This window comes from Amycolatopsis japonica, from assembly GCF_000732925.1.
Taxonomy (GTDB): Bacteria; Actinomycetota; Actinomycetes; order Mycobacteriales; family Pseudonocardiaceae; genus Amycolatopsis; species Amycolatopsis japonica.
This window is the reverse complement of record NZ_CP008953.1, coordinates 8,683,211-8,708,734: the sequence shown is the minus strand read 5'-3', so window position 1 is coordinate 8,708,734 and position 25,524 is coordinate 8,683,211. Positions and strand designations below refer to the sequence as shown.

Genomic DNA, 25,524 nt, shown 5'->3' with positions numbered 1-25,524 from the left:
CGTCGAAGGACCCGGCGGGCCGTGTGTAAGACTCTCGGCCGTGGCGTACCCCGGGTTGGATCAAGCGGCGAAACTCGAACTGGCGAGACTGGTCGGCGAACTCGCCGTCGTGCACGGCAAGGTGACCTTGTCCTCTGGCAAGGAAGCCGACTACTACATCGACCTTCGGCGGGCGACGCTGCATCACGCGGCCGCGCCGCTCATCGGGAAGCTGCTCCGGCAGCTCACGCACGACTGGGACTACGTCGCCGCCGGCGGCCTGACCCTCGGCGCGGACCCGGTGGCGCTGGCGATGCTGCACTCCGCGGCGACCGACGGCGTCGTGCTCGACGCGTTCGTCGTCCGCAAGGCCGTCAAGGAACACGGCATGCAGCGCCGGATCGAAGGCGTCGAGGTGCTGGGGCAGCGCGTGCTGGCCGTCGAGGACACCTCGACCACCGGTGGCAGCGTCCTCACCGCCGTCGAGGCGCTGCGCGAGGCCGGAGCGAACGTGGTCGGTGTCGCGACGGTCGTCGACCGGGACACCGGAGCGCGCGAGGCCATCGAGAAGGAAGGCCTCGAATACCGTTACATCCTGAACAAGGACGATCTCGGTCTGTCCTGAGTAAAGCGTCCCGAAGGGGGCATCCTCCGTGTGCGAACGGAGGATGCCCCTTTTTTCGTGAGCGTTTCTCAAGACGAGAGGGGTAACGTCGCTGGTAGGGGTGTGAAAGGGGGCTTGAGGTGGCGGGTTTCCTGGCGAACGTGACAGTCGCGGTGCACATTTTCGCACTGTTGTTCATAGGATTCGGCGGTTTCCTGGCGTGGCGGTGGCCGAAGGTGATCTTCGTGCATGTGTTCTTCGCCGCATGGGGTGTTCTCGTCAACGTCTTCCCGTGGCCCTGCCCGCTGACGGCGGCCGAGAACTACTTCCGGCACCAGCAGGGCCTCGGCGACCTGCCCGGCGGCTTCAACGCCTACTACCTCTACGACACCGTGTTCCCGCGTTCGTCGCTGCCGGTCGTCGTCGTGATCGCGATGGCGACGGTGATCGTGTCCTACGTCGGCGCGTACCAGCGCTGGCGTCACCGCCACCACGACGGAGACGCACCGGCGCACCGCGTCAGCATGGGCTGAGTGACAATCACCGAGTGACTGAGAACGAGGCCGGGCCCACCGAATGGGTGGCGCGGGAAGAGGTCGGCGTCGGTCCGTGGGAGGGCGAGTGGCCCGCGGACGAGCGCTACGACCCGGAACTCCTGGCCAACGGCGACCGCCGCAACGTCGTCGACCCGTACCGCTACTGGCGGCGCGAGGCCATCGTGTCCGATGTGGACGGCCGTCGGCATCCGTTCCACGTGGCGATCGAGAACTTCCAGCACGACCACAACATCGGCACCGTGGTCCGGACGGCGAACGCGTTCGCCGCGGCGGCGGTGCACATCGTCGGGCGGCGGCGCTGGAACCGGCGCGGCGCCATGGTGACCGACCGCTACCAGCACCTTCTCCACCACGAGGACGTCAACGGCCTGCTGACCTTCGCCGCGACGGAAGGCCTCGCCGTGGTCGCCGTCGACAACACGCCCGGTTCGCAGCCCGTCGAGACCGCCGAACTGCCGCGCGAGTGTGTCCTGCTGTTCGGCCAGGAAGGGCCGGGGTTGTCGGCCGAGGCGCAGAAGACGGCGTCGCTGGTCGTTTCGATCGCGCAGTTCGGCACGACCCGCTCGATCAACGCCGGCGTCGCCGCCGGGATCGTCATGCACGCCTGGGTCCGGCAGCACGCCGATCTCGCCCAAGCCTGGTGACCCCCGCATTTCGTCCTCTGAATGCGCTCCTTGCGCGTGCAACTACCGCATTCAGAGGACGAAACGCGGGCTAGACGGGGGCCACCTCCACCGGGATCCCGTTCAGGACGGCGTTCCCGGACGGCACGTCGAGCAGGGTTTCGTCGGCGACCAGGTTCGAGTTGACCCCGGCGTGCGCCGCGGCGACCTTCGTCCGCGTTCCGTCGAGGTCGTGCCCCCAGCCGTGCGGCATGCTCACCACGCCGGGCCGGACGTCGGCCGTGACCTCCACCGGCGCTTCGAGTTTGCCCGCCCGCGAAGTCACCGATGCGAGCCCGCCGTCGGTCAGCCCGAGCCGGGACGCGTCGTCCGGATGCACCTGGACGGTGCACCGGTTCCTACCGCGCACCAGCGGCGTCAGGTTGTGCATCCACGAGTTGTTCGAGCTCAGATGCCGTCGCCCGATCAGCAGCAGCCCGCCGTCGGGCGCCTTGTCCAGCTCCGCGCGCAGCCGCGGTACATCCTTCGTGATCGCCTCCGGGGCCAATTCGACCTTCCCGCTCGCGGTGGCGAGCGCTTCGGGCAGCCGCGGCTTGAGCGCGCCGAGGTCGATGCCGTGCGGGGCGGCTTCGAGGTCGGCCAGGCTCAGTCCGTACGGTCCGCCGCGCAGCATCAGATCGATCATCCGTGCCGGTCCCGTACGACCTTCGGCCAGCGAGAGATCGACGCCGGTGCGTCGCGCCGTTTCGCCCGCGACCATCGTGTCGAAGGCGGCGACGTCGACGTCCGGGCCCTGGCCGGCGGCGATCCCGGCCAGCCGCAGCAGGGTCACCCACTCCTGCGGCATGTCCGTCTCGAGCGTCTGCGGCGTCCAGTTCGCGACATTGCGCACGGCGAGCGCGTACAGCGCGACGTCGTAATGCGGCCGCTCCAGCGGCGACGGCCCGGGCAGGATGACGTCGGCGTGCCGCGTGGTCTCGTTGAGGTACACGTCGAGCGAGACCATGAAATCCAGCTGCCGCAGCGCTTCCGAGAGCCGCGCGGAGTTCGGCGTGCTCAGCGCCGGGTTGCCGCTGATGGTCACCAGCGCCCGCACCTGGCCTTCGCCGGGCGTCTCGATCTCGTCCGCGAGCGTGGCCACCGGCAGTTCGCCGAGCACCTCGGGATACCCGCGCACCCGGCTCGTCCAGCGGCCGCTGGTGAACGGCGACGACCGGCGCGGCCGCCACAGGGCGGGCAGCGGGAACATCACGCCGCCTTCGCGATCGAGGTTGCCGGTCAGCGTGTTGAGGACGTCGACCAGCCAGCTCGCGATGGTGCCGTACGCCTGGGTCGTGGTGCCCATCCGGCCGTACACCGCGGCGCGTTCGGCGTCCGCGAGTTCGAGCGCGATACGGCGGATCTCCGCGGCGTCGATCCCGGTCGCGGGCGCGACCGCCTCCGGCGTGAACGGCTCCGCGAGCGCGCGGACCTCGTCGACACCGTCGACGTGCTCGCCGGGACGGACGCGGTTCTCCGCGAACAGGACGTTGACCAGCGCGAACAGGAACAAGGCGTCGGTGCCGGGCCGGATCGCGTGGTGCTCGTCGGCGAGCTGCGCGGTCCGGGTGCGGCGCGGATCGAGGACGACGATCTTGCCGCCGCGTTTCTGGATCCCGCGCAGCTTTCCGCGGGTGTCCGGGGCGGTCATCAGGCTTCCGTTGGACACCAACGGGTTCGCGCCCAGGATCAGCAGGTGCTCGGTGCGGTCGAGGTCCGCGACGGGGATGGTCTGCGGGTCGCCGAACAGGTAGCCGGAGGAGAAGTGCTTCGGCATCTGGTCGACCGTGGTCGCGGTGTAGAAGTTCCTGGTGCCCAAGGCTTTGAAGAACACGCGGCCGTAGAGCACCAGCGCCGAGTTGTGCACCGTCGGGTTGCCGGCGTAGACCGCGACGGCGTTCCGGCCGTGCTCGTCGATGATCGGCCGGAGCCGCCGGTCGATCTCGGCGAACGCTTCGTCCCAGGTGACCTCGACGAACTCGCCGTCCCGTTTGACCAGCGGCGCGGTGAGCCTGTCCGGGTCATGGTGCAGCGCGCCGAGCGAAGCGCCCTTCGGGCAGATGTAGCCCTTCGAAAAGACGTCCTCGCTGTCGCCCCGAACCCGGGTCACCAGGCTCTTCTCGTCGATCGTCACCTCCAGACCGCAGGTGGCTTCGCAAAGCGGGCAGGTCACGTGCGCCGTGGTCATGAAGCACCTCGCGGGTCCGGGAATCATCCCAACATACTGAGCGGTATGTCAGCGGGCAAGGGATGATGGCCCGATGACTGCTCTCGCCGACCGGGCCGCGACCGCCGAGCGCGCGATCCGCGACCGGCATCTGCGCCGCGTGTGGGGGCTGCCGGGGACCGTGCTGGGCCGCAGCGGCTGGCCGCCCTCGACGGGGCAGCGCGTCCATTGGCACTGGAACTACTGGTGGCAGGCGCATCTGCTGGAGACCCTCGTCGACGCTCAGTTGCGGGATCCGTCGCCGGATCGGCTGAAGCTGATCGACCGGTTCGTGGTGTCCGTGCGGCTGCGCAACTTCGGCAAGTGGATCAACGACTACTACGACGACATCGCCTGGCTCGGCCTCGCGCTGCAACGCGTGGGGCATCTCGGGCTGGACGTCCGCGGTGGGCTGGAGGCGATCAGTTCTCGGCTGCGCGAAGGCTGGACCGACGACGCGGGCGGCGGGATCTGGTGGCGCGTCGGCGACGACTTCAAGAACGCGCCCGCGAACGGCCCGGCCGCGATCTTCCACGCCCGCGAAGGCTCGGCGCAGCACGCTCGCGGCTTGGCCGACTGGATGACCGAACGGCTCGTCGACCCGGAAACCGGGCTGGTGTGGGACGGCCTACGCGTCGGCAGTGGCGAACTGGTGAAGCATATTTTCACGTACTGCCAAGGTGTTTACCTCGGCGCCTGCCTTGAACTGTCCGAAATGGACAGAGTGGAGCACACGATCCACGCGGTCGCGGAACACGTCGCGCCGAACGGTGTGATCCGCGGCCAGGAAGGCGGCGACGGCGGCCTGTTCGGCGGGATCCTCGCCCGGTACCTGGCGCTCGCGGCGCCGCTGCTGCCGAGCGGGGTGGCGCGCGACCTGGTCATCCGGTCGGCTGACGCGTGCTGGTCGGGTGCCACCGAGACGCCGCACGGTCCGCTCTTCAGCGCAGACTGGGCGACTCCGGCGCCTTCGCTGCCCCTCGCCGCCGACGCTCCCGAACGCGACCTGTCCGTCCAGGTGAGCGCGTGGATGCTGCTCGAAGCCGCGGCCACCCTGGAACACCGCATTTAGTCCTCTGAACGCGGATGGTGAGGCCGAGGTAGCGGGGTTGCGAAAGCCACTTTCGCAACCTTCAACGTTGCGAAAGTGGCTTTCTCAACGTCAGGGAGGCGGAGACCGCGAGTGGTGCGGCTCTGGCGGTTGTGAAGGCCTCCTTCCCTACGCTGAAGGTAGGAAAGGAGGCCTTCACTACGCCGACACGGCCGCCAGCCGACCGCTCTTCCGCATTTAGAGGACTAAACGCGGTGATGGGGCGGAGGTGGCGGGGGTTGCGAAAGCCACTTTCGCAACCTTCAACGTTGCGAAAGTGGCTTTCGCAACGTCAGGAAACGCGGGTCACCAGACGTCGCCGGAACGCCAGTCGCAGGTGATCTCCCCGTCCAGATCCAGCGTGACCCCCACCGGCAGCACATGGATCGACCCGTCCTCCTCCTTCGTCGCCTCGATACCCGTAGGCGTCATGGCCGACGAAGTCCCGCGCCACAGCAGCCAGCCCCGCGACGCGTAGAACTCCAGCGCCTCGTCGGACGCCGAGAGCGCCCCGAGGTCGTACGCCTTCCGCAGGACCCGCTCCAGCGCGTCCATCATCGCGGCGCCGTGCCCACGCCGCCGGTGATCCGACCGGACGGCGACCGCCTCGATATAACCCGTGCGGAGGACCCGGCCGTCGTGCACGAGCCGCCGCTGGACCAACGACGCGTGCCCGATCAGCTCGCCGGCCTCCCACACGAGCGTGTGCATGCCGCCGAGGGCGTTTTCCCAGTCGTGGTCGCTGAAATCGCCGTCGAAAGCGTCGTCCAGCAGAGCGCGTGCCGACGTCAGCACGCCTGCTTCGAGGTCGGCGGTGTGCACGGTCCACAGGTCGGTCATGCCGCCATCATCACCCGGCGGCGGGCTTCTCACCAGCGACTTGTGATTCAGCAGCCGCACGACTGCCGGTGGATGAACCGCGGCGCGAGCCGTACGGATTCGGGTCGTCGCTCAGGGTCGGTGATCCGGGCCAGCAGGAGTTCGACGGCCTTGCGCCCGATCTCCTCGATCGGCTGCGCCATCGTGGTGACCGCCGGGGTCACCTGCCCGGCCCACTCCATGTCGCCGTAGCCGACGATCGCGAGGTCGCGCCCGATCCGGATGCCGAGCCGGTGCGCCTCGTACTGGACGCCGATCATCATCGCCTCGCTCGCCACCACGAGCGCGGTCGGCGACGGCCAGCTGTCGAGCAGTTTCGCGGTCGCGGCGGCCGCGCCGCCGGGGGTCGACCGCCCGCACGCGACCAGCTGCGACGTCCACCGCAGGCCGGAGCGGCCGAGGCCGAGCCGGTAGCCCAGCGCCCGCTCCTCGTAGGTGGTCACGTCCTCTTCGCCGGAGATGAAGCCGATCTTGCGGTGCCGCAGCCCCGCCAGGTGCCGCACGAGCGCGCACACGGCCTGGATGTTCTCGGAACCGACCTGGTCGACGTCGTTGCGTCCGGCCATCCGGTCGACGAGCACGGTCGGCACACCCATCCGGACCAGCCCGTTGATCACCGCTTCGTCGCCGGCCGCCGGGACGAGCAGGACACCGTCGACGCGGTCCGCCCGCAGCGCGCGGATGACCGCGGCTTCTTCGGCGACGCTGTCGCCGGTGTCGGCGAGGGTGATCTCGCAGCCGTGACGGCGCGCGGCGCGGCGGATGGCGCGGACGAGTTCACCCGAATACGGGTTCGCGTGCATCGCCATGGCCACCCCGAACCGGTGGGTGACAGGGGTGTCCTCCCACAGGGGTAACGCCGGGGACAATGCGGTCATCGCTCCACGCCTTCATCCGAGCTTGAATGACGGTAACGGCTGACGGAGCGTCACTCGGCGGCGAGACCGGAAAGTCTCCCAACAATCATCAATGTGAGTGAACGAGAGCGCATCCGCAGGACGCACGATGGCGGAGCGTAGGCGGAATCCGCATCGTCTGGGCCTTGCGTGCGGGATCGTTGATGCGGGCGAGCAACAGACGCACCGCCTGTGTGCCTATCTCCTCGATCGGCTGGGCCATCGTGGTCAGCGGCGGGTCGACCAGATCGGCCCACTCGACGTCGTCGTAGACCACCACCGGCAGGTCGACACCCGCGCGCAAGCCGCGACGCCGCAACTCGTGCAGCACGCCGACCATCATGGTGTCGTTGGCGACCACGAGCGCCGTCGGCGGCTCCGGGAGCGCGAGCAGCGTGCTCAGCGCGAGCGCGCCACCGGCCTGCGAAGACTGCCCGCACGCGACCAGGTCCTCCGACCAGGTCAAACCCGAGCGCCCGAGCCCCAGCCGATAGCCGAGGATCCGCTCCTCGCTGGTGCTCAGCCCGGCCGTGCCGCTGATCATGCCGATCCGCTGATGCCCGAGCGACGCCAGATGCGCCGTCAGCGCCGACGTCGATTGGATGTTCTCCGCGCCGACCTGGTCGACGTCGGTGCGCGTGGAGAGCCGGTCGATGAGCACGGTCGGGACGTCGAGCGAGACGAGCTCGCCGATCACCGAACCGTCGCCCGGCGACGGCGTGATCAGCAACCCGTCCACCCGGCGCGAACGCAGCGTCCGCACGGTCTCACGCTCGGTGTCGACGGTGTCGTGCGTGTCCGCGAGCAAGACCGTGTACCCGGCGAGCGCGGCCTCGCGTTCGATCGCCTGGATCAGCACGGCGAAGTACGGGTTCGCGATCAGCGAGATCGCGACGCCGATCGACCGCGTCCCGCCGGTCACCAGCGAGCGGGCGATGGCGTCGCCGGTGTAGCCCGTCTGCTCGATCGCGCGCAGCACCGCCAGCTTGGTGTCCTCGGCCACCGCCCTCGTCCCGTTGACCACGTGGGAAACGGTGGTGATCGAGACTCCCGCCAGCTCGGCGATGTCGCGTTGGGTGGGACGGGACGAGCGAGACGGCGGCATTACCAATCCTCGTGAAGTCAGCTGGCAAGCGTTTGCGCAAACGCTTGCGACTGAGCATAACCCTGTCTACCTTCCGGTCCATCACGGACAGCCTTGAATCGGAGGGCATCCCCCATGAGACAGCGCAGTCTCGCCGCGCTCGCCCTGGCCGCCGCCTTGACGGTGACCACGGCCGGGTGCACCGTCGAACGCCACTGGGGTGGCGGCTCGAACGCAGGCGGCGGTGGCAAGGCCAAGGTCGGCCTGGTCACCAAGACCGACACCAATCCCTACTTCGTGGAGCTGAGAGCGGCCGCCAAGGCCGCCGCCGAGGCCAACGGCGCGGAGTTCAGCGCGCTCGCCGGCCAGTTCGACGGCGACAACGACGGTCAGGTCCGCGCCATCGAGAACCTCATGCAGCAGGGTGCGAACACCATCCTGATCACGCCGAGTTCCTCGACCGGCGTCCTCGACGCCATCGACCGCGCCCGCAAGGCCGGGGTGCTGGTCATCGCGCTCGACACGGCGACCGAACCGGACACCGCCGTCGACGCCACCTTCGCCACGGACAACTTCGAAGCCGGACGACAGCAGGGCGCGTACGTCAAGGCCGCCCTGAACGGCAAGCCGCCGAAGCTGTTCATGGTGGACGGCACCGCCGGGTCCACAGTGGACACCCAGCGGCACACCGGATTCCTCAAGGGCATCGGGCTCACCGACGCGTCGCCGGAGATCAAGGGCAAGACGCCCGCGAACGGCGACCAGAGCCTCGCGCAGCAGGGTGTCGAAAACCTGCTGCAGCGCACCACCGACATCAACGCCGTCTACACGATGAACGAGCCGATGGGCCGCGGCACCTACGCCGCGCTCCAGGCCCGCGGTCTGGTGAACCAGATCGTGATGGGCTCGATCGACGGCGGCTGCGAAGGCGTCAAGAACGTACGCGACGGCCAGTACGCCGCGACGGTCATGCAGTTCCCCAAGAAGATGGCCGAGCAGGGCGTCCTCGCCGCCGTCGAATACGCCAAGACCGGGAAGAAGCCGAGCGGGTTCGTCAACACCGGTTCCGCGGTGATCACGGACAAGCCGATCCCCGGCGTCGAAAGCCAGGACACCAAGTGGGGCCTCGAGAACTGCTGGGGGACGAAGTGACTACCGCAACCCTCAAAGGCAACGAACGCCCGTCCATCGGTGAGTTCTTCCTGCGCGCGCCCGCGGTCGGGCCCGCGCTGGCCCTGCTCGTCGCGATCGTGGTGTTCTCGCTGTCGACGGACACCTTCCTCGACCTCGACAACCTTTCCCTTGTGGTGCAACAGTCCCTGGTGGTCGGCACGCTCGCGCTCGGGCAGACGCTGATCATCCTGACCGCGGGTATCGACCTGGCCAACGCGGCCGCGATGGTGCTCGCGACGCTGATCATGGCGAAGCTCGTGGTCGGCGGCGTCTCCGGGATCTGGGCGCTGCTGCTGGGAATCGTGGCGACGGTGGTGATCGGGATGGTCACCGGTTCGCTGGTCACCCGGATCAAACTGCCGCCGTTCATCGTCACGCTCGGCCTGCTGACCGTGCTCACCGCGGCCGCGAAACTGTTCGCGAGCGGGCAGGCCGTCCCGGTCGCCGACGAACTGCTCAAATGGCTCGGCACCCGCCGGTACCTCTTCGGCGGCATCCCGATCACCTACGGCATGACGCTCGCTTTGCTGATGTACCTGGGACTTTGGTACGCGCTCACGCGGACGCCGTGGGGCAAGCACGTCTACGCGGTCGGCAACGCGCCGGAATCCGCGCGGCTGTCCGGGATCAAGGTCAACCGGACGATCCTTTCGGTGTACATCGTCGCCGGGGTGATCGTCGGGATCGCCGCCTGGCAGGCGCTCGGCCGCGTGCCGAACGCCGACCCGAACGCCTTCCAGCTCGGCAACCTCGACTCCATCACCGCGGTGGTGCTCGGCGGCGCGAGCCTGTTCGGCGGCCGGGGTTCGGTACTCGGCACGATGATGGGCGCGCTGGTCGTCGCGGTCCTGCGGTCCGGGCTGACCCAGCTCGGGGTGGACGCGCTCTACCAGGACGTCGCCACCGGCGCCCTGCTCATCGGCGCGGTCTGCGTCGACCGGTTCGCGAGGAGGCAGCAGTCATGACGACGCCCACGTTGTCCGCTCAGGGACTGGTCAAACGCTACGGCCGGGTCACCGCCATCGACGGCGCCGACTTCGAGCTGTTCCCGGGTGAGGTGCTCGCCGTCGTCGGCGACAACGGCGCCGGGAAGTCGAGCCTCATCAAAGCCCTTTCGGGCGCGGTGATCCCGGACGCCGGAGAGATCAAAGTGGACGGTCGGACCGTCCACTTCAAGTCCCCTTTGGACGCTCGGCATTACGGGATCGAGACGGTGTATCAGGATCTCGCCGTCGCGCCCGCGCTCGACATCGCGTCCAACATGTTCCTCGGCCGAGAAAAGCGGCGCACGGACCTGTTCGGGAGAGTGTTTCGCAAACTGGATAGCGCCGCCATGCGGGCCGACGCGCAGCGGATCCTGGACGAGCTCGGCATCAACATCAAATCCATCACGCAGCCGGTGGAGACGTTGTCCGGCGGGCAGCGCCAGGGTGTCGCGGTCGCGCGGGCGGCGGCCTTCGGCACCAAGGCGGTGATCATGGACGAGCCCACCGCCGCGCTCGGCGTCGCCGAGTCCGGCAAGGTGCTCGACCTGATCAACCGCATCCGCGAACGCGGCCTGCCGGTGGTGCTGATCAGCCACAACATGCCGCACGTGTTCGACATCGCCGACCGTATCCACGTGCACCGCCTCGGAAAGCGGGTCGCGGTGGTCTCACCGAAGACGCACACCATGAACCAGGTCGTCGGCCTGCTCACGGGTGCGCTGAAGATCGGTGAGAACGGCGAGGTCGAAGAGGTCGCTTCAGCCGTCCACACGGGCCTGTAGTGAAGGTGCTGCTGGCGGGCCTGTGCACCGTCGACCAGATCCAGCGCGTCGCCGAGATCCCGGCGCCGGGCGAGAAGGTGCGTTCGCTGTCGATGGACGTCGCCGCCGGGGGGCCGGCGACGAACGCGGCGGTGACCGTGGCCGCGCTCGGCGCCGGGGCGACGTTGCTGACGGTCGCCGGTGCGCATCCGCTGGCGGCACTCGCCCGCGCCGACCTCGAGGCGTACGGCGTCGACCTGGTCGACCTCGATCCCGAACGGCCGGATCCGCCCGCGATCAGCGCCATCGTCGTCCGCGATTCCGACGGGGAACGCACCGTCGTCTCGCGCAACGCCCACGCTTCCTCGCGTTTCGTCCTCTCGATGCGGTCCTTGCACGCGCAACTACCGCATTCAGAGGACGAAATGCCGGGGTGTGTGCTCTTGGACGGGCACCATCCGGAGGTCGCGCTGGCGGTCGCGCGCTGGGCGAAGGACCGGAAGGTGCCGGTGGTGCTCGACGCCGGGAGCTGGAAGCCGGTCTTCCCCGAACTCCTCCCGCTGGTCGACGTCGCCGCGTGCTCGTCGCTGTACCGCGGGGACGATCCGCGTGAGCATGGCGTGCCGGTGGTCGTCACGACCGCCGGGCCCGAACCGGTCCGCTGGTCGACGACGGACGGATCCGGTGCAGTTCCCGTTCCCGTCGCGCGGGCGCGTGACACGCTGGGCGCGGGCGACGTCTGGCACGGGGCTTTCGCGTACGCGGTCGCCAGGGGCACAGGGGATGTCCCGGGCTGGATCGGGTTCGCCAACGAGGTGGCCGCCGAACGGGTGCGGCATGAAGGACCGAGGTCGTGGACGGCCGCGGTCGCGAAGATGGGAGAAGGACAGCCATGAGTGCCATGCCTCCGGTGTTCGAGGACCTGTTGAGCAGGGCTCAGACGCTGGCGAAGCCGGGACAGCGCAGTGTGCTCGGCATCGTCGGCGCCCCCGCGTCCGGCAAGACGACACTGGCCTGGGGCCTGGCGAAGGCGCTGGGCACGCGGGCGGCCGTGGTCGGGATGGACGGGTTCCACCTGGCGCAGGTCGAACTGCAGCGGCTCGGGCGGGTGGAGCGCAAGGGCGCGCCGGACACCTTCGACGCCGCCGGGTACGTGCACCTGCTGCGCAGGCTCGCCGAAGGCCGCGAGACGGTCTACGCGCCCGAGTTCCGCCGGGAGATCGAGGAGCCGATCGCCGGCGCCGTCGCGGTCACGCCGGACGTCCCGCTGGTCATCACCGAGGGCAACTACCTGCTCATGCAGGACGACCCGTGGAGTGGCGTGAAGCCGATCCTCGCCGAGTCGTGGTTCCTCGCGCCGGACGAACCCGAGCGCATCGAGCGGCTCGTCTCGCGGCACCGCCGCTACGGCCGTTCGCTGGTCGAAGCGCGTCGCCGCGCGCTCGGTTCCGACCAGCGCAACGCCGATCTGATCGCGTCCACCAGCGACCGGGCCGACCTGGTCCTCGAGAACCTGCCGCTGGTCAACTTCGCCATATGATCCGGTCATGACTGGGGTTCTCGTCGTCACCGGCGGAAGCAAGGGCATCGGCGCGGCGGTCTGCGAACTGGCCGCCGCGCGCGGATACGACGTCGTCGTCAACTACGCGGGCGACGCCGAAGCGGCCGAAGACGTCGCTTCGCGCGTCCGGAAGCACGGCGTCCAGGCGATCATCCAGCGCGGTGACGTCGCGTCCGAAGACGACGTGGTGGCCCTGTTCGACGCCGCCGTCGCACTCGGCCCGCTCGCCGGGGTGGTCGCGAACGCGGCCATCACCGGCAACACCCCGGGCCGCTTCGACGAGTACGAGGTCGACGTCGTCCGCCGCGTGGTCGACGTCAACGTCACGGGAGTCTTCCTGTGCGTCCGCGAGGGCATCCGCCGGATGTCCACCCGGTACGGCGGTGCGGGCGGCTCGATCGTCACGCTGTCGTCCACCGCCGCGAAAACCGGTTCACCCGGGGAATGGGTCCATTACGCGGGCACCAAGGCGGCGGTGGAAACGATGACCTACGGCGTCGCGCAAGAAGTCGCGAAAGAGTCCATCCGGGTCAACGCCGTCGCGCCGGGCATGATCCACACCGGGTTGCACGCCGCGGCGGGGATGCCCGACCGCATGGACCGGATCGCCCCCACCATCCCGATGGGACGGGCGGGTGAACCCGGCGAAGTCGCGGAAGCCGTGCTGTGGCTGCTTTCCCCGGCGGCGTCGTACACCACCGGGACGGTGCTGACCGTCGGCGGAGGACGTTGACACCCGGGGCCACGGACCGGTCACGGGGCGATATCGGGTCCGCGTGCGGTTCAGCCACTTTTTAACACCCTTTCCCGGCGGATATCACGATTCATGTGGGAAGTCGGCGGATCACCTCGTGGCCCGAGGCGCCTGTGTCACCCTGGTGGCGCCCCCAAGCTTCTTGATCAGGACGGTCATCCCCGATGTCCAAGCTCATGTCTGTGCACCACCTGGCACTCACCGTGACCGATGTGGACCGGAGCGTGCCCTGGTACGCCCGTGTGCTCGAACTCGAGGAGTTCACGCGTCGCGAGGACCCGGAGACGGGACTGCGGAAGGTCGTGCTCAGGTCGCCGAGCGAAGGTTTCGCCGTGGTTCTCGTCGAGCATCAGGACACCGAGCGGCCGCGGTTCGACGAACGACGGACAGGTCTGGACCACGTGGCGTTCAAGGTCTCGTCGCGGTCGGAACTGGCCGAATGGGAAGCGCGGCTCTCGGAATACGGCGTCGTCTATTCGCCGTCGAAGGGATCGCGGACCTTGGAGGGTTCGTCGGTCATCGTGTTCCGCGACCCCGATGGGATCCAGCTGGAGATCTGGGCCGACCCCGAGGTCTAGGGGGTGCTCTGTTCCGGCTCTTCGGCGGGACGCCGCATCTCCTGGCGGTAGCGGATGAAGCCGTAGGCCGTACCCACCACGAAGAACGCGATGCTGATCCACAAGGCCGCCGTCTTGACCCACGGCAGCTGGTCGAGCAGACCGGCGCCGTAATAGCCGAGCAGGACCAAGGTCGGCACCCAAAGCAGCCCGCCGAGCGCGGTCGCGAGGGCGAATCGCCGCGGATCCATCCGCGCGGTCCCCGCGATGAGCGGCGCCAGCGTGCGGATCCACGGGATCCAGCGCGCGGCCACGATGGCGAAGAAACCCTTGCGATCCAGGAACGCCCTGGCGCGGTCGAGGTTGTGCCGGTTCAGCACCTTGCCGCCGCGGCGGGCGATCAGTTTCGTGCCCGTGCCCCGGCCGATGTAATACCCCACCTGGTTGCCGAGGATCGCGACGAGCAGCGCGGCGGCCGAGAGCAGCCACGCGTTCAGGTCGGAGCCGTGCTGCGCGAGGACGACTCCGGCCGCGAACAGCAGGGAGTCGCCGGGCAGGAACAGCCCGATGATCAGCGCGCACTCCACGAAGATGAAGCTCAGCACGATCACCCAGACGAGCACCGGCCCGGCGGTGTCGAGCCAGCTCACCCCGATGCCTGCGGCCTCGGTGTACACCTCACTCACGACGCGAGCCTACGTGTACTCGGCGAACCGCACTTCACCGAACGGTGGAATCGGGGTGTCCTCGGTCCTGTGACCCGCTCCGCGCGAGGGTCGGCACCTCCCCGTCGGGCGGGTTCGCGTGCTTGAACGGACGACACACGTGATCGGGCGGACGACACGCGTGTCCAGCCGGACGACACACGGCGGGACCCCTCGACGCACGCGTGTCGTCCATCCCGTCACGCGTGTCGTCCGTCGGATCACCCGTGTCGTCCTTTCAAGCACGGGAAACCCCCGATGCAATGAAAGGTCCTTTCCTCGCAAAATTTGCGAGGAAAGGACCTTTCATTGCGTTGGTGACTAGTGCTCGACGAGCTCGTCCAGCGCCTGGTCGTAGCTCAGCCGGACGTCGTGTTCGGCCTGGTCACCGCCCAGCAGCTCCACCCGGCTGGTCGCCGGCGGGTAGCCGCTGGCGATCACCGTGTAGGTCCCGGCGGGCAGGTCGCTGACCGTGTAGTTGCCCTCCGCGTCGGTCCTCGCCACGGCGGCGACGCCGCCCGAGAAGTCGAGCACGGTGATCCGCGCGTCCGGCACCACCCGGTCGCCGTCGGTGCGGGCGACCCCGCTCAGCAGGATCGTGCTGACCAGTTCGACGTCGTGGCGCAGCATCCCGGAGCCGGTGGCGGTCAGCGTCGCCGCGACCGGCCGGAACCAGCGGCCGCTGGCGACGATCGTGTACCGCCCGCCCACGATGCCGGCGAACGAGTAGACGCCGTTCTCGTTGGTGTGCGTCCTGGCCACCTGATTGCCGTTGTGGTCGATCAGGGTCAGCGCCGCACCCGCGACGTTCGTGGCGTCGTCCCGGCGGACATGCCCGCTGATCTGCGCGGATCCCGCCCGGTAGGCGCCGTTCCCGTTGGTCATGGCGTGCTTGCCGGGCTCGACCGGGGCGGTCACGACGGTCTTCTCGGAAGCCGTCTCGACAGGCACGTCTTCCTCTTCGAGGAGTGCTTCGCCGCCTTCGAGAGCCGAGGCCGCCGAAGGAGCCGAGCCGCCGAGCAGTGGGATCTCCTTCATGAACATCAGCACCAGCGTCGCCAGCAGCGCGACCGCACCCGCCACGTAGAACACCGTGGTGATCGACTCGGTGAAGCCGATCAGCACCGGGGTCTTGATGGCCTCGGGCAGGCTCGCGATACCGCTCGTGTTCGACTGGATGTCGCCCAGCGCCGCCGCGCCGGGGCCGCTCGGCGGGTTGCCGCCGAACGCCTTGGTGATGTTGCCCGGCAGGACGTTGAACAGGATCGTCAGGAACACCGCGACACCCGCGGTACCACCGATCTGCCGGAAGAACGTCGCCGACGCGGTCGAGACGCCCATGTCGCTGCGCGGGCCCGCGTTCTGCACCGCGATGATCAGCGTCTGCATGCAGGCACCGAGGCCGAGACCGATGATCGCGGCCGCGACCAGCGGGTGCCACAGCGCGCTGTTGTACTCGACCTGCGCGAAGAAGAACGCGCCCGCCGCGATCAGCAGCGTGCCGACCACCGGGAACACCTTGTAGCGCCCGGTCTTGCTGGTGATCTGGCCCGAGATGATCGAACCGCTCATGATGCCCGCCATCAGCGGGATCATCAGCAGACCCGATTCGGTCGGCGAGAACTCCTGAACCACCTGCATGTACTGCGGGATCATCATGATCGCGCCGAACATCGCGACACCGACGATGATGCCGCCGACGATCGCGACCGTGAAGGTCGAGTTCTTGAACAGCCGCAACGGGATCAGCGCCGCGTCCTTCATCAGCTTCTCGATGAAGACGAAGGCGATCACGCCGATACCGCCGATGATGTAGCAGATGATCGCGTTCTGCGAGCCCCAGCCCCACTTGTTGCCCTGCTCGGCGACGATCAGGAACGGCACCACGGCGACGACGAGCGCGAGCCCGCCCCACCAGTCGATCTTGTGATCGTGGCGCTGGTGCGGCACGTTGAGCACGCGGGCCACCACGAACAGCGCGACGATCGCGATCGGCACGTTGATCAGGAACACCCAGCGCCAGCCTGCGATGTCGTAGCCGAAGACGCTGCCGAGCTTGTCGAAGTCGGCGAAGAAGCCGCCGAGCACCGGGCCGAGCACGGTGGAGATACCGAAAACGGCGAGGAAGTAGCCCTGGTAGCGGGCGCGTTCCCGCGGCGGCACGATGTCGCCCATGATCGTCATCGCCAGCGACATCAGACCGCCGGCGCCGAGGCCCTGGATCGCGCGGAACGCGGCCAGTTCGTACATCGACGTCGCGAACGCCGAAGCGATCGAGCCGACCAGGAAGATCGAGATCGCCGCGATGTAGAACGGCTTGCGCCCGTAGATGTCGGACAGCTTGCCGTAGATCGGCGTGACGATCGTCGAGGTGATCAGGTAGGCCGTGGTGATCCAGGCCTGCAGGTCGAAACCGTTGAGGTCGTTGGCGATCCGGACGATCGAGGTGCCCACGATCGTCTGGTCGAGCGCGGCGAGGAACATGCCCGACATCAGGCCGATCAGGATCGTGACGATCTGACGGTGACTGAGCCGGGGACCATCTTCGTGGATGGCTGGCGGACTTTCTACGGTGGAACTCATTGCTTCAGGCCCCCTTGGCCTTCGACGCCGACGCGGGGTCGGCGAACTGTGGAGATGTTTTTTCGAGGTCGTCGTTCAGCCGGTGGAACAGCGAGTTGAGGGTCTTCCGGTCGTCGTCGGACCAGTCGCCGAGCACCTCGGCGAGCCACTGGTTCCGCTGCTTGCGGTTCTCCTCGAACACCCGGAGCCCTTCGGCGGTCGGTGCGAGCAGGCAGGCGCGGCCGTCTTCGGGGTCGGCCAGGCGTTCGACCAGTCCGTGCTGGACGAGGGAACTCGACTGCCTGCTGATGGTCGAGATCTCGGAGTGCAGGAACTCGGCGAGTTTGCTGGTCCGCTGAGGGCCGACGTGGATGAGGCAGAAGAGGATCGCGTACGCGGCCCGCTCGATGCCGTCCGGTCCCTGCTTGGACACCTGGGACTTGGCCCGGTTGACCAGGCGCACGAGCCGCACGAGCTCATGCCCGAGGGTGTCGGCCAGATCGAGGTCGGACTTCGACCTGGTGCCGGGTGTCGTGGGTGTCATGGTGGTCTCTCTCGCCGGTTGCTTGGTCACTGCAACTAGTTGTCTAGAGCAAGGATGTTCCTCTCAAAGGAGGTTCGCAAGGAGAAAGCGATGTTGTGTGTCGGATGACACTTTAGTTGCCGCATGCAAGCACATTTATTCGTGCATGTTTGTCCGATTCGCCCTGAGCTGCACTTTTGCTTTGATGGAGTCATGACCGACTCCGCGCTCTACGCGATCCTCGCCCGACGAAACTTCGGCACCCTCGCCACCATCAAGCGTGATGGGCGGCCCCAGCTGTCGACCGTCAACTACCTCTACGACGCGGACGCGGGCGCGATCCTGATCTCGATCACCGCGCCGCGGGCCAAGACCAAGAACCTCCAGCGCGACCCGCGGGCGACGTTCCACGTTTCGACCGAGAGTGGCGATGGCTACGTCGTCGTCGAGGGGACGGCGGTGCTCACGCCGACTGCCGCTTCGCGTAACGACGCGACCGTCGACGCGCTCGTGGACCACTACCGGCGAGCGCGGGGCGAGCATCCGGACTGGGACGAGTTCCGCGACGCCATGGTCGCCGACCAGCGGGTGCTGCTGACCATCCCGATCGAGCGCGTCTACGGGATCCAGATGTAACCGCCCCGCATTCAGTCCTCTGGATGCGGTAGTTGCACGCGCAAGGACTGCATCCAGAGGACTAAATGCATCAGCGGGCGATGCGGGCCTTGATCTCGTCGAGTCGGTCGAGGAGGGGGCTCGCGTCGTCCCGGCCGAGCGCGGCCCGCAGATAGAGGCCGTCGCCCACCAGGATGACCAGTTCGGCGGTCAGCGGGTCGTCGACGTGCTCGCTGATCAGGTCGTGGACCTTCTGGTTGTAGACCTGCACGACCTCGGAGACCCGGGGTTCGTTGAGCATGATCCGGATCGTCGCCATGGTCGTGCGGTGCAGCGCCTTCTGCTGCGTGACATCGGTGATCGCGGTCCGCAGATACCAGGAGACGACGCCTTCGGGCGCCTTCCGCGCCTCTTCGAGATCCGCTTCCGACAGCGTGGCGAGACGTTCCATCAGGCCGTCGACCAGCGCTTCCTTGGAGCCGAAGTGGTAGAGCAGGCCGCCCTTCGACACCCCGGCGTGCGCGGCGACGGCGTCGAGGGTGACCCCGCCGGGACCTTGCTCGATGAGGATCTCCTCGTACGAGTCGAGGATGCGTTCCTTCGCGGTGGGCTTCGCCATATCAGTTGACTATACCGTCTGGACGGTTTACCTTCGAACGAGGCGGTAACTGTACCGTCCAGACGGTTTAGCTTAAGGAGAGTGCGCCATGGCGGGGCGCAAGCAGTGGTGGGCGTTGGCGGTACTGGTGCTTCCGGTGCTGCTGATCAGCGTGGACATGACGGTGCTCGGGTTCGCGCTGCCGTTCCTGTCCGAAGATCTGGCGCCCACCGGTGCGGAGCAGTTGTGGATCGTCGACATCTACTCGTTCATGCTGGCGGGCCTGCTGGTCCTGATGGGCACGCTCGGCGACCGCATCGGCCGTCGCAAGCTGCTGCTCATGGGTGCCGCGGCGTTCGGTGCCGCGTCGGTGCTCGCGGCCTTCTCGACCAGCGCGTTCATGCTGATCATCGCCAGGGCGCTGCTCGGCGTCGGTGGTGCGACGCTGATGCCGTCGACGCTGTCGCTGATCCGCAGCATCTTCGTCGACGCCAAACAGCGGCGGATCGCGATCGCGGTGTGGAGCGCCGGGTTCTCCGGAGGGATGGCGCTCGGGCCGGTGCTCGGCGGCTGGCTGCTGGAGCACTTCTGGTGGGGCTCGGTGTTCCTCATCAACGTCCCGGTGATGCTGGTGCTGCTGATCGTCGGACCGTTCGTGCTGCCGGAGGCGCGCGACCCGAAGCCGGGCCGTTTCGACCCGCTGTCGGCGCTGCTGTCGCTGGCCGCGATGCTGCCGGTGGTCTACGGCATCAAGCTGGTCGCCGAACACGGCTTCACGGTGAAGGCCACCGTCAGCGTCCTGATCGGGCTCGGACTCGGCGTCGTGTTCGTGCGCAGGCAGAACAGCCTCGACGAGCCGATGCTCGATCTGAAGCTGTTCTCGAACCGGGCCTTCAGCGGCTCCGTCGTGACGAACATGCTCGGCGTGTTCGCCATGGTCGGCCTGCTGTTCCTGGTGCCGCAGTACCTGCAGCTGGTGCTCGGGCTGAGCCCGGTCGTCGCCGCGCTGTGGATGCTGCCGGCGACGGTCGCCGGTATCGCCGGCGCGCTCCTCGCGGCTTGGCTCGCGAAGCGGATCCGGGTGTCCTTGCTGGTCAGTGGCGGTCTCTTGGTCGCGGCGGTCGGCTTCCTCGCCTTGACCCAGGTGTCGTCCGGCGGCGGGCTCGCGTACGTCGTCGTGGCGTTCACGCTGCTCGGGGGCGGTGTCGCCTTGTCGGAGACGCTGACGAACGACCTGGTCATCTCGGCCGCTCCGGCCGAACGGGCGGGCGCCGCTTCGGCGATCTCCGAGACCGGGTTCGAGCTGGGCGGCGCGCTCGGCACGGCCATCCTCGGCAGTGTCGCGACCGCGGTCTACCGGTCCGGCCTGCCGGAGGGCACGGCCGAGTCGGCTCGGGACACGCTGGGCGGCGCGGTGGCGACCGCGCATCAACTCGACCCCGCCGCGGGACAGGCGCTTCTGGAATCGGCTCGCGAGGCCTTCACCCAGGGCATGCACGTCACCGCATGGGCAGGCGTGGCCGTGCTCGTCTATACAGGTGTTCAGGCCTTTGTCCTGCTAGATCGGAAAAAAATTCCGCAGTGCGGAGCTGATCCGGCTTACCATGAGGGCATGAACAACCATGCCCTGGTCACCCGCCTCCGCGAGCAGCTCGGCGACGCCGCGGTGCTCACCGACACCGATGTCACGGACGCCTACTCGCGCGACATGATGCCGCTGGCCGCCAGCGGCAAGCCGCTCGCGGTGGTCCTGCCGTCCGACGTGGAAGGTGTGCAGGCCGTGGTCAAGGCCTGCGCGGAGTTCGAGGTGCCGATCGTGCCCCGCGGCGCCGGCAGTGGTCTGTCCGGCGCCGCGAACGCGATCGACGGCTGTGTCGTGCTGGTGCTGACGAAGCTCGACCAGATCGTCGAGATCGACGAAGGCAACCGGCTCGCCGTCGTGCAGCCCGGCGTGGTGAACCTCGATTTCCGCAACGCGGTGGAGAAGCACGGCTTGTTCTATCCGCCAGACCCGTCCAGCTACGACTGGTGCACCATCGGCGGGAACCTGTCCACCAATGCCGGTGGACTCTGCTGCGTGAAGTACGGCGTCACCACGGATTCCGTGCTGGGACTGGAAGTCGTGCTCGCCGACGGCTCGGTGCTGAAGACCGGGCGCCGCACGGTGAAGGGCGTCGCGGGGTACGACCTCGCGCGGCTCTTCGTCGGCAGTGAGGGCACGCTCGGCGTGATCACGCAGGCGACCGTCGCGCTGAAACCGTTGCCGCAGTTGCCTTCCACGCTCGTCGCCGCCTTCAACAGCACGGAGGCCGCGGGCGAGGCCGTCGCGCGGGTCGTGCGCGAAGGTCTGGTGCCGTCGCTGATGGAGATCATGGACGCGACGTCCATCAAGGCCGCCGAGGCGTACCTCAAGACCGACCTCGGCACGAGTTCGGACTGCAAAGCCTTGCTGCTCGCGCAATCCGACTCCGGCGGCGAGGTCGCGCGGAAGGAACTCGCGGTGCTGGAACAGATCTGCGTCGACTGCGGCGCGGATCTGGCCTACGCCACCGAGGATCTCGAAGAGGGCAAGATGCTGCTGCAGGCGCGGCGGGTCGTGCTCACCGCGCTGGAGATGTACGGCGTCTGGCTGACCGACGACGTCTGCGTGCCGCGTACGCGGATCGCCGAACTGATCGCCGGCTGCGAGCGGATCAGCGAAGAGGTGGGGCTGCGGATCGCCGTCGTCGGCCACGCCGGTGACGGGAACATGCACCCGACGATCGTCTACGCACACGATTCCGAGGAGGAGTTCGCCCGCGCGCGGGTCGCCTTCGACGCGATCCTCGACGTGGCCCTGTCGCTGGGCGGGACGGTCACCGGCGAGCACGGCATCGGCCGCATCAAACGCGAGTGGCTGGCCAAGGAGATCGGCGAGGTCGGGATCCAGGTGCACCGCCAGATCAAGCGGGCGCTGGACCCGGGGAACCTCTTCAACCCGGGCTCGATGTTCTCCCTCTGAACGCAGAGGTGCGGGAATCATCCGGTAGCGCGTGTGCAAGAAAGCCACTATAGGGTGTGTGAAACGTCCGCTAGTATGTGTGGAGAATGTCCGCCACCATGCTGAGAAGGGTCAATGCCCTACCTGCCCCGGCTGATCGACCGCAACTTGGTCGATGTTCTCGCCGCTTTTCCGGCCGCCTTGATCGTTGGTCCCCGCGCGGTCGGCAAGACGACTACTGCGCGACGGGTCGCGACCGAAGTCGTCGAACTGGATGACCCCGCGCAGGCCGCGCCGTTCCGGGCCGATCCGACCGCCGCGCTAGAGGCGCTGCGGAGGAACGGTTCCGGGCCGTTGCTACTCGACGAATGGCAAGAGGTTCCAGAGGTGCTCGGCGCCATCAAACGCGCCGTTGATCGAGGCGCCGGTCCTGGCAGCTTCATTCTCACCGGCAGCGTCCGCGCACCTCTTAACTCGGCTTCGTGGCCTGGGACGGGTCGCGTGATCACCCTGGACATGCATCCGATGACCGTGCTGGAGCAGCGGGCGGCGACCGCACCGGACAACGAGTTCGTATCCGGTCTGCTGAGTGGGCAGGTCACTGGGTTCGCCTTGCCCGCTGAACCGCCCGATCTCGTCGGCTACCTAGAGCTGGCGGCGACCGGTGGCTACCCCGCGGTGCTCGGTCTTCCAGGATCGGCCAGGAAATTGTGGCTCGACAGCTATGTCGAACAGCTCGTTCTCCGCGATGTGCCCGAGCTCGGCGAAGTCCGGGACCCGGCGGCGTTGCGACGGCTGTTGCGCGCGCTGATCGAAAGCACCGGAACGCTCACCGCTGATACCGAGCTCGCCGCTGCCGCCGACATGAACGTGAAGACCGTCAGGCGTCAGGAACGTCTGCTCGAAGACCTGCGTATCGTCACGTCGCTGCCTGCCTGGCACACCAACCGATTGAGCCGGTTGATCAAGCAACGTAAGCGATACACGGTCGACACCGGTCTGGTCGCTGCGCAGCTCGAGACCGATGTCCGAGGGTTGCTCAGGCAGGGCGACTTGATGGGGCGGATGCTGGAAACCTTCGTGCTGGCACAACTTCGCCCGTTGCTGGAAGTCTCTGAGCGCAAGGTCGTCGCGTATCACCTCCGTCAGCAGGACGGCAGACGAGAAGTAGACGTGCTTTTGGAAGGCGCGGATGGACGTGTAGCCGGGTTGGAGATCAAGGCATCCGCGAGCCCGGCCAAGGCCGACGCCCGGCACTTGGTCTGGCTCCGTGACCAACTCGCCGACCGGTTCGTGGCCGGACTCGTGCTGCACACGGGCAAAACCATCTACCAGCTCGATGACCGGGTCAGCGCCGTCCCGATCGCCGCGCTCTTCTGAACCCTCGTGAAGCGGGTCAGTCGCGGACGCGCGGGATCTGCTGCGTCGCGTCCATGTCCGCGGCCGGGGCGGCGGCTTCGTGCTTCTTCTCGCGGCGCGCCTTCAGGTACTCGATCACGATCGGCACCACCGAAACCAGCACGATCAGGATGAAGATCGCGTCGACGTTGTCGCGGATGAACGCGACGCCGCCGAGCAGGTGGCCGAGCGCGGTGATCCCGGCGGCCCACAGGATGCCGCCGATGACGGTGTAAGTGAAGTACTTCTTCGGGTCCATCTTGCCGATGCCGGCGATCCAGGTGATGAACGTCCGCACGAACGGCACGAACCGCGCCAGCACGACCGCCTTCGGCCCGTGCTTCTCCAGGAAGGCATGGGTCTGGTCCACGTACTTCTGGTTGAAGAACTTCGAATCCGGCTTCCGGAACAGCCAGGGGCCGACCTTCCAGCCGAGGCCGTACCCGACCGCGTTGCCGAGCAGCGCGGCGACGGTGACCAGGACGCACACCAGCCACAGCGGCGCCTCGATCGAACCGTTCGCGATGAACAGGCCCGCGGTGAACAGGAGCGAGTCACCGGGCAGCACCGGGAAGATGCTGCTCTCGATGAAGATGATCAGGCAGAGCACGGTGATGACCGGGACGGTCAGCCCGCTCAGCAGGTGCTGCGGGTCCAGCCACTCCGGCAGGAGGCCCATCGTCGTCACGTTGTTCTGCGCCAGGATCACACCAAAACGGTACAGGGTGACGCAGAGTGCCTTGACCCGGCGGGAGACCGCGCTCAGATCAGCGTGAGCAGCCCGATCACCGAACCGGCGGCGAGCCCCAGCAGCACGGCCAGCAGCAACACCCAGTACGCGGGCAGCGGCGGGCTGCCCGGCGAAGGCGCAGGAGGCGGTGTCGGGCGCTCCGCCAACCTGGCCGTTTCCGCGTCTTCCAGCGCGACGCGCTCTCGCTCGAGCGAGTCCGCGCCGGCTCCGGACAGCAGGCCGTACTGCAGCGGCAGTTCGTGTTCGCCGGCGGATCCGAGATTACTCTCGGTGTCCGTTTCGACCGGTTTGTCGGTGGTCGTCTCGGAGATCCGCTCCGCCGAAGGGGCGAAGACGGCCTGAGCGCGCAGGGCATCGGCTAGGAGCTTCTCCGGGTCCTTGGGCTCGCTCATCCGGGACTCCTTTCGTCGCTACCCGTCGCTGACCGACACACCGCCTTCGATGGCGCTGCTCAATGTAGCCGCAGCGTCGTCTTCGACCCACTTGCCCTGACGAAGCACCTTGACCGGCCGCAGGTCGCGGTCGAGCACGACGAGGTCGGCCGCGAGCCCGGCCCGCAGCGAGCCGGTCCGGTCGGCGATGCCGAGCAGTTCGGCGGGGCGCCCGGAGGTCGCGCGCACGGCGTCGAGCAGGTCGATGCCCGCGCCGCGCACGAGGTTGCGGAAGGCCGCGTCCATGGTCAGCGTGCTGCCCGCCAGCGAACCGTTCCCGGCCAGGGTGGCGACGCCGTCGCGGACGTCGACCTCGAGGCGGCCGAGGATGTAACTGCCGTCGGCGGCGTCGGTGGCCGACATGGCGTCGGTGATGAGCACCGTCCGGCCTTTGCCCGCGTGGTGCGCGGCCAGCCGCAGGACGGTCGGGTGCACGTGGACGAGGTCGCAGATCAGTTCGACGGTGATGCGCTCGTCGTCGAGGAGGGCGCCGATCGGGCCCGGCTCGCGGTGGTGGAGCGGCCGCATGGCGTTGAAGAGGTGTGTCGCGACGGAGGCGCCCGCGTCGATCGCGGGGATGATCTGGTCTTCGACGCCGTCGGTGTGTCCGATGGCGGCGATGACGCCCGATTCGGCCAGTTGCCGGACGGCCTTGATCCCGCCGTGCAGTTCGGGGGCGAGGGTGACCATCCGGATGTCGCCGCGGCCCGCGCCGAGCAACGCGTTGACCGTCGCCGTGTCCGGCTCGATCAGCGTCGCCGGGTCGTGCGCCCCGCAGCGCGCCTTCGAGATGAAGGGTCCTTCAAGGTGAATTCCGGCAAGTTCACCCTCTTGGACCAGCTCACGAAGGGCCGCGATCTGGTCCCTGAGCACCGGGATGGGGTCCGAGACCAGACTGCCGAGCATCGTCGTGGTCCCGTGTCGCCGGTGCGCGCGGACCGCGCGGAACAGCTCCTCGGGGTTCGCGCTGGAGAACGATCCGCCCCCACCGCCGTGGCAATGGGTGTCGACGAAGCCCGGGACGACCAGGCCGCCCTCGACGTCCACATAGTCGGCACTGCCGATGTCCGGGGGTGTCCCGGAACCGACTTGGACGATCTTGCCGCCGGCGATAGCCAGCCAGCCGTCGTCGAGTACACGGTCCGGGGCGACGACCCGGCCGCCCGCGATCACGAAATCTCCGGCGCCTCTCACGCCCCCCAGCATATATTGG

Annotated in this window: 25 protein-coding genes; 14 read left to right on the top strand and 11 right to left on the bottom strand. The window is 68.1% G+C overall.

Translation table 11 applies throughout. The annotated features are described in order from the left end of the window. Window positions 1–40: 40 nt before the first annotated feature. The 3 genes from pyrE to AJAP_RS40545 all read left to right on the top strand — a co-directional run bounded on the left by pyrE (window position 41) and on the right by AJAP_RS40545 (window position 1,784). Complete coding sequence (gene pyrE / locus AJAP_RS40555; protein WP_007032460.1) at window positions 41–604, top strand: orotate phosphoribosyltransferase; 564 nt, start codon at window positions 41–43, stop codon at window positions 602–604. Between the two features lie 119 nt (window positions 605–723). Continuing rightward, entirely contained in the window at window positions 724–1,116 is a 393-nt protein-coding gene (locus AJAP_RS40550) for a DUF2784 domain-containing protein (RefSeq protein WP_037334525.1), read from the top strand. A gap of 14 nt (window positions 1,117–1,130) precedes the next feature. Next, on the top strand, window positions 1,131–1,784 hold the full coding sequence (locus AJAP_RS40545; protein WP_038521598.1) for a TrmH family RNA methyltransferase: 654 nt from the start codon (window positions 1,131–1,133) through the stop codon (window positions 1,782–1,784). 70 nt (window positions 1,785–1,854) lie between these two features. On the opposite strand, the gene AJAP_RS40540 is transcribed toward AJAP_RS40545, so the two are convergent. Continuing rightward, window positions 1,855–3,990, bottom strand: a complete 2,136-nt coding sequence (locus AJAP_RS40540) for a molybdopterin oxidoreductase family protein (RefSeq protein ID WP_038521595.1) — start codon at window positions 3,988–3,990, stop codon at window positions 1,855–1,857. Between the two features lie 73 nt (window positions 3,991–4,063). On the opposite strand from AJAP_RS40540, the gene AJAP_RS40535 reads away from it, so the two are divergent. Further along, complete coding sequence (locus tag AJAP_RS40535; protein ID WP_038521592.1) at window positions 4,064–5,080, top strand: glycoside hydrolase family 76 protein; 1,017 nt, start codon at window positions 4,064–4,066, stop codon at window positions 5,078–5,080. Between the two features lie 324 nt (window positions 5,081–5,404). On the opposite strand, the gene AJAP_RS40530 is transcribed toward AJAP_RS40535, so the two are convergent. The 3 genes from AJAP_RS40530 to AJAP_RS40520 all read right to left on the bottom strand — a co-directional run bounded on the left by AJAP_RS40530 (window position 5,405) and on the right by AJAP_RS40520 (window position 7,978). Next, window positions 5,405–5,938, bottom strand: coding sequence for a GNAT family N-acetyltransferase (locus AJAP_RS40530; protein WP_038521590.1), 534 nt, complete (start codon window positions 5,936–5,938; stop codon window positions 5,405–5,407). Window positions 5,939–5,985: 47 nt separating this feature from the next. Continuing rightward, window positions 5,986–6,855, bottom strand: a complete 870-nt coding sequence (locus AJAP_RS40525) for a LacI family DNA-binding transcriptional regulator (protein ID WP_038521587.1) — start codon at window positions 6,853–6,855, stop codon at window positions 5,986–5,988. Between the two features lie 88 nt (window positions 6,856–6,943). After that, window positions 6,944–7,978, bottom strand: a complete 1,035-nt coding sequence (locus tag AJAP_RS40520) for a LacI family DNA-binding transcriptional regulator (protein WP_037334537.1) — start codon at window positions 7,976–7,978, stop codon at window positions 6,944–6,946. Between the two features lie 114 nt (window positions 7,979–8,092). On the opposite strand from AJAP_RS40520, the gene AJAP_RS40515 reads away from it, so the two are divergent. From AJAP_RS40515 to AJAP_RS40485, 7 genes are all read left to right on the top strand, one after another. After that, entirely contained in the window at window positions 8,093–9,109 is a 1,017-nt protein-coding gene (locus AJAP_RS40515) for a substrate-binding domain-containing protein (RefSeq protein ID WP_038521584.1), read from the top strand. Next, window positions 9,106–10,095 (top strand): ABC transporter permease, encoded by a 990-nt coding sequence (locus tag AJAP_RS40510; protein ID WP_037334541.1) that lies wholly within the window; start codon window positions 9,106–9,108, stop codon window positions 10,093–10,095. Before AJAP_RS40515 ends, AJAP_RS40510 begins: the two co-directional genes overlap by 4 nt. Beyond that, on the top strand, window positions 10,092–10,898 hold the full coding sequence (locus tag AJAP_RS40505; protein ID WP_038521581.1) for an ATP-binding cassette domain-containing protein: 807 nt from the start codon (window positions 10,092–10,094) through the stop codon (window positions 10,896–10,898). Before AJAP_RS40510 ends, AJAP_RS40505 begins: the two co-directional genes overlap by 4 nt. A gap of 5 nt (window positions 10,899–10,903) precedes the next feature. Beyond that, the gene (locus tag AJAP_RS40500) at window positions 10,904–11,773 is read left to right on the top strand and encodes a PfkB family carbohydrate kinase (RefSeq protein ID WP_084098771.1); all 870 of its coding nucleotides are present in this window, start codon (window positions 10,904–10,906) and stop codon (window positions 11,771–11,773) included. Next, window positions 11,770–12,417 carry a nucleoside/nucleotide kinase family protein gene (locus tag AJAP_RS40495; protein ID WP_038521576.1) on the top strand — a complete coding sequence of 216 codons (648 nt, stop codon included), beginning with the start codon at window positions 11,770–11,772 and terminating at the stop codon, window positions 12,415–12,417. Before AJAP_RS40500 ends, AJAP_RS40495 begins: the two co-directional genes overlap by 4 nt. A gap of 7 nt (window positions 12,418–12,424) precedes the next feature. After that, on the top strand, window positions 12,425–13,171 hold the full coding sequence (locus tag AJAP_RS40490) for an SDR family oxidoreductase (RefSeq protein ID WP_038521573.1): 747 nt from the start codon (window positions 12,425–12,427) through the stop codon (window positions 13,169–13,171). A gap of 185 nt (window positions 13,172–13,356) precedes the next feature. Beyond that, a complete protein-coding gene (locus tag AJAP_RS40485; protein WP_005160702.1) occupies window positions 13,357–13,770 on the top strand; it encodes a VOC family protein in 414 nt (137 codons plus the stop codon). Here AJAP_RS40485 and AJAP_RS40480 read toward each other — a convergent pair. The 3 genes from AJAP_RS40480 to AJAP_RS40470 all read right to left on the bottom strand — a co-directional run bounded on the left by AJAP_RS40480 (window position 13,767) and on the right by AJAP_RS40470 (window position 17,559). Beyond that, complete coding sequence (locus tag AJAP_RS40480; protein WP_038521569.1) at window positions 13,767–14,435, bottom strand: DedA family protein; 669 nt, start codon at window positions 14,433–14,435, stop codon at window positions 13,767–13,769. The genes AJAP_RS40485 and AJAP_RS40480 overlap by 4 nt on opposite strands. A gap of 339 nt (window positions 14,436–14,774) precedes the next feature. After that, window positions 14,775–17,036, bottom strand: a complete 2,262-nt coding sequence (locus AJAP_RS40475; protein WP_038521566.1) for an MFS transporter — start codon at window positions 17,034–17,036, stop codon at window positions 14,775–14,777. Between the two features lie 4 nt (window positions 17,037–17,040). Further along, entirely contained in the window at window positions 17,041–17,559 is a 519-nt protein-coding gene (locus AJAP_RS40470) for a MarR family winged helix-turn-helix transcriptional regulator (RefSeq protein ID WP_037336196.1), read from the bottom strand. A gap of 192 nt (window positions 17,560–17,751) precedes the next feature. On the opposite strand from AJAP_RS40470, the gene AJAP_RS40465 reads away from it, so the two are divergent. Continuing rightward, entirely contained in the window at window positions 17,752–18,174 is a 423-nt protein-coding gene (locus tag AJAP_RS40465) for a PPOX class F420-dependent oxidoreductase (RefSeq protein WP_038521564.1), read from the top strand. A 70-nt stretch (window positions 18,175–18,244) separates the two neighbouring features. On the opposite strand, the gene AJAP_RS40460 is transcribed toward AJAP_RS40465, so the two are convergent. After that, window positions 18,245–18,772 (bottom strand): TetR/AcrR family transcriptional regulator, encoded by a 528-nt coding sequence (locus AJAP_RS40460; protein ID WP_038521561.1) that lies wholly within the window; start codon window positions 18,770–18,772, stop codon window positions 18,245–18,247. Between the two features lie 88 nt (window positions 18,773–18,860). Between AJAP_RS40460 and AJAP_RS45395 the strand changes: the two genes are divergently transcribed. Next, the gene (locus tag AJAP_RS45395; RefSeq protein WP_084098525.1) at window positions 18,861–21,752 is read left to right on the top strand and encodes an MFS transporter; all 2,892 of its coding nucleotides are present in this window, start codon (window positions 18,861–18,863) and stop codon (window positions 21,750–21,752) included. A 114-nt stretch (window positions 21,753–21,866) separates the two neighbouring features. Continuing rightward, entirely contained in the window at window positions 21,867–23,111 is a 1,245-nt protein-coding gene (locus tag AJAP_RS40445) for an ATP-binding protein (protein ID WP_038521558.1), read from the top strand. Window positions 23,112–23,127: 16 nt separating this feature from the next. Here AJAP_RS40445 and AJAP_RS40440 read toward each other — a convergent pair whose 3' ends face one another. Genes AJAP_RS40440 through nagA form a run of 3 tightly spaced genes read right to left on the bottom strand, consistent with a single transcriptional unit; the run spans window position 23,128 to window position 25,484 of the window. Beyond that, window positions 23,128–23,838: a DedA family protein gene (locus AJAP_RS40440; protein WP_038521555.1), complete on the bottom strand. Its 711-nt coding sequence runs from the start codon at window positions 23,836–23,838 to the stop codon at window positions 23,128–23,130. A 53-nt stretch (window positions 23,839–23,891) separates the two neighbouring features. Beyond that, window positions 23,892–24,272 carry a hypothetical protein gene (locus AJAP_RS40435; protein ID WP_037334561.1) on the bottom strand — a complete coding sequence of 127 codons (381 nt, stop codon included), beginning with the start codon at window positions 24,270–24,272 and terminating at the stop codon, window positions 23,892–23,894. Window positions 24,273–24,290: 18 nt separating this feature from the next. After that, complete coding sequence (gene nagA / locus AJAP_RS40430) at window positions 24,291–25,484, bottom strand: N-acetylglucosamine-6-phosphate deacetylase (protein ID WP_038521552.1); 1,194 nt, start codon at window positions 25,482–25,484, stop codon at window positions 24,291–24,293. Window positions 25,485–25,524: the final 40 nt, after the last annotated feature.

What these genes read in the sequence shown, in the direction of transcription:
- AJAP_RS40485 (WP_005160702.1), top strand. Translation starts at nt 13,357, where the DNA reads ATGTCCAAGCTCATGTCTGTGCACCACCTGGCACTCACCGTGACCGAT.
- AJAP_RS40475 (WP_038521566.1), bottom strand. Translation starts at nt 17,036, where the DNA reads ATGAGTTCCACCGTAGAAAGTCCGCCAGCCATCCACGAAGATGGTCCC.
- AJAP_RS40540 (WP_038521595.1), bottom strand. Translation starts at nt 3,990, where the DNA reads ATGACCACGGCGCACGTGACCTGCCCGCTTTGCGAAGCCACCTGCGGT.
- AJAP_RS40505 (WP_038521581.1), top strand. Translation starts at nt 10,092, where the DNA reads ATGACGACGCCCACGTTGTCCGCTCAGGGACTGGTCAAACGCTACGGC.
- AJAP_RS40530 (WP_038521590.1), bottom strand. Translation starts at nt 5,938, where the DNA reads ATGACCGACCTGTGGACCGTGCACACCGCCGACCTCGAAGCAGGCGTG.
- AJAP_RS40515 (WP_038521584.1), top strand. Translation starts at nt 8,093, where the DNA reads ATGAGACAGCGCAGTCTCGCCGCGCTCGCCCTGGCCGCCGCCTTGACG.
- AJAP_RS40470 (WP_037336196.1), bottom strand. Translation starts at nt 17,559, where the DNA reads ATGACACCCACGACACCCGGCACCAGGTCGAAGTCCGACCTCGATCTG.
- AJAP_RS40490 (WP_038521573.1), top strand. Translation starts at nt 12,425, where the DNA reads ATGACTGGGGTTCTCGTCGTCACCGGCGGAAGCAAGGGCATCGGCGCG.
- AJAP_RS45395 (WP_084098525.1), top strand. Translation starts at nt 18,861, where the DNA reads ATGGCGGGGCGCAAGCAGTGGTGGGCGTTGGCGGTACTGGTGCTTCCG.
- AJAP_RS40465 (WP_038521564.1), top strand. Translation starts at nt 17,752, where the DNA reads ATGACCGACTCCGCGCTCTACGCGATCCTCGCCCGACGAAACTTCGGC.
- AJAP_RS40535 (WP_038521592.1), top strand. Translation starts at nt 4,064, where the DNA reads ATGACTGCTCTCGCCGACCGGGCCGCGACCGCCGAGCGCGCGATCCGC.
- AJAP_RS40445 (WP_038521558.1), top strand. Translation starts at nt 21,867, where the DNA reads ATGCCCTACCTGCCCCGGCTGATCGACCGCAACTTGGTCGATGTTCTC.
- AJAP_RS40495 (WP_038521576.1), top strand. Translation starts at nt 11,770, where the DNA reads ATGAGTGCCATGCCTCCGGTGTTCGAGGACCTGTTGAGCAGGGCTCAG.
- AJAP_RS40525 (WP_038521587.1), bottom strand. Translation starts at nt 6,855, where the DNA reads ATGACCGCATTGTCCCCGGCGTTACCCCTGTGGGAGGACACCCCTGTC.
- AJAP_RS40460 (WP_038521561.1), bottom strand. Translation starts at nt 18,772, where the DNA reads ATGGCGAAGCCCACCGCGAAGGAACGCATCCTCGACTCGTACGAGGAG.
- AJAP_RS40435 (WP_037334561.1), bottom strand. Translation starts at nt 24,272, where the DNA reads ATGAGCGAGCCCAAGGACCCGGAGAAGCTCCTAGCCGATGCCCTGCGC.
- AJAP_RS40520 (WP_037334537.1), bottom strand. Translation starts at nt 7,978, where the DNA reads ATGCCGCCGTCTCGCTCGTCCCGTCCCACCCAACGCGACATCGCCGAG.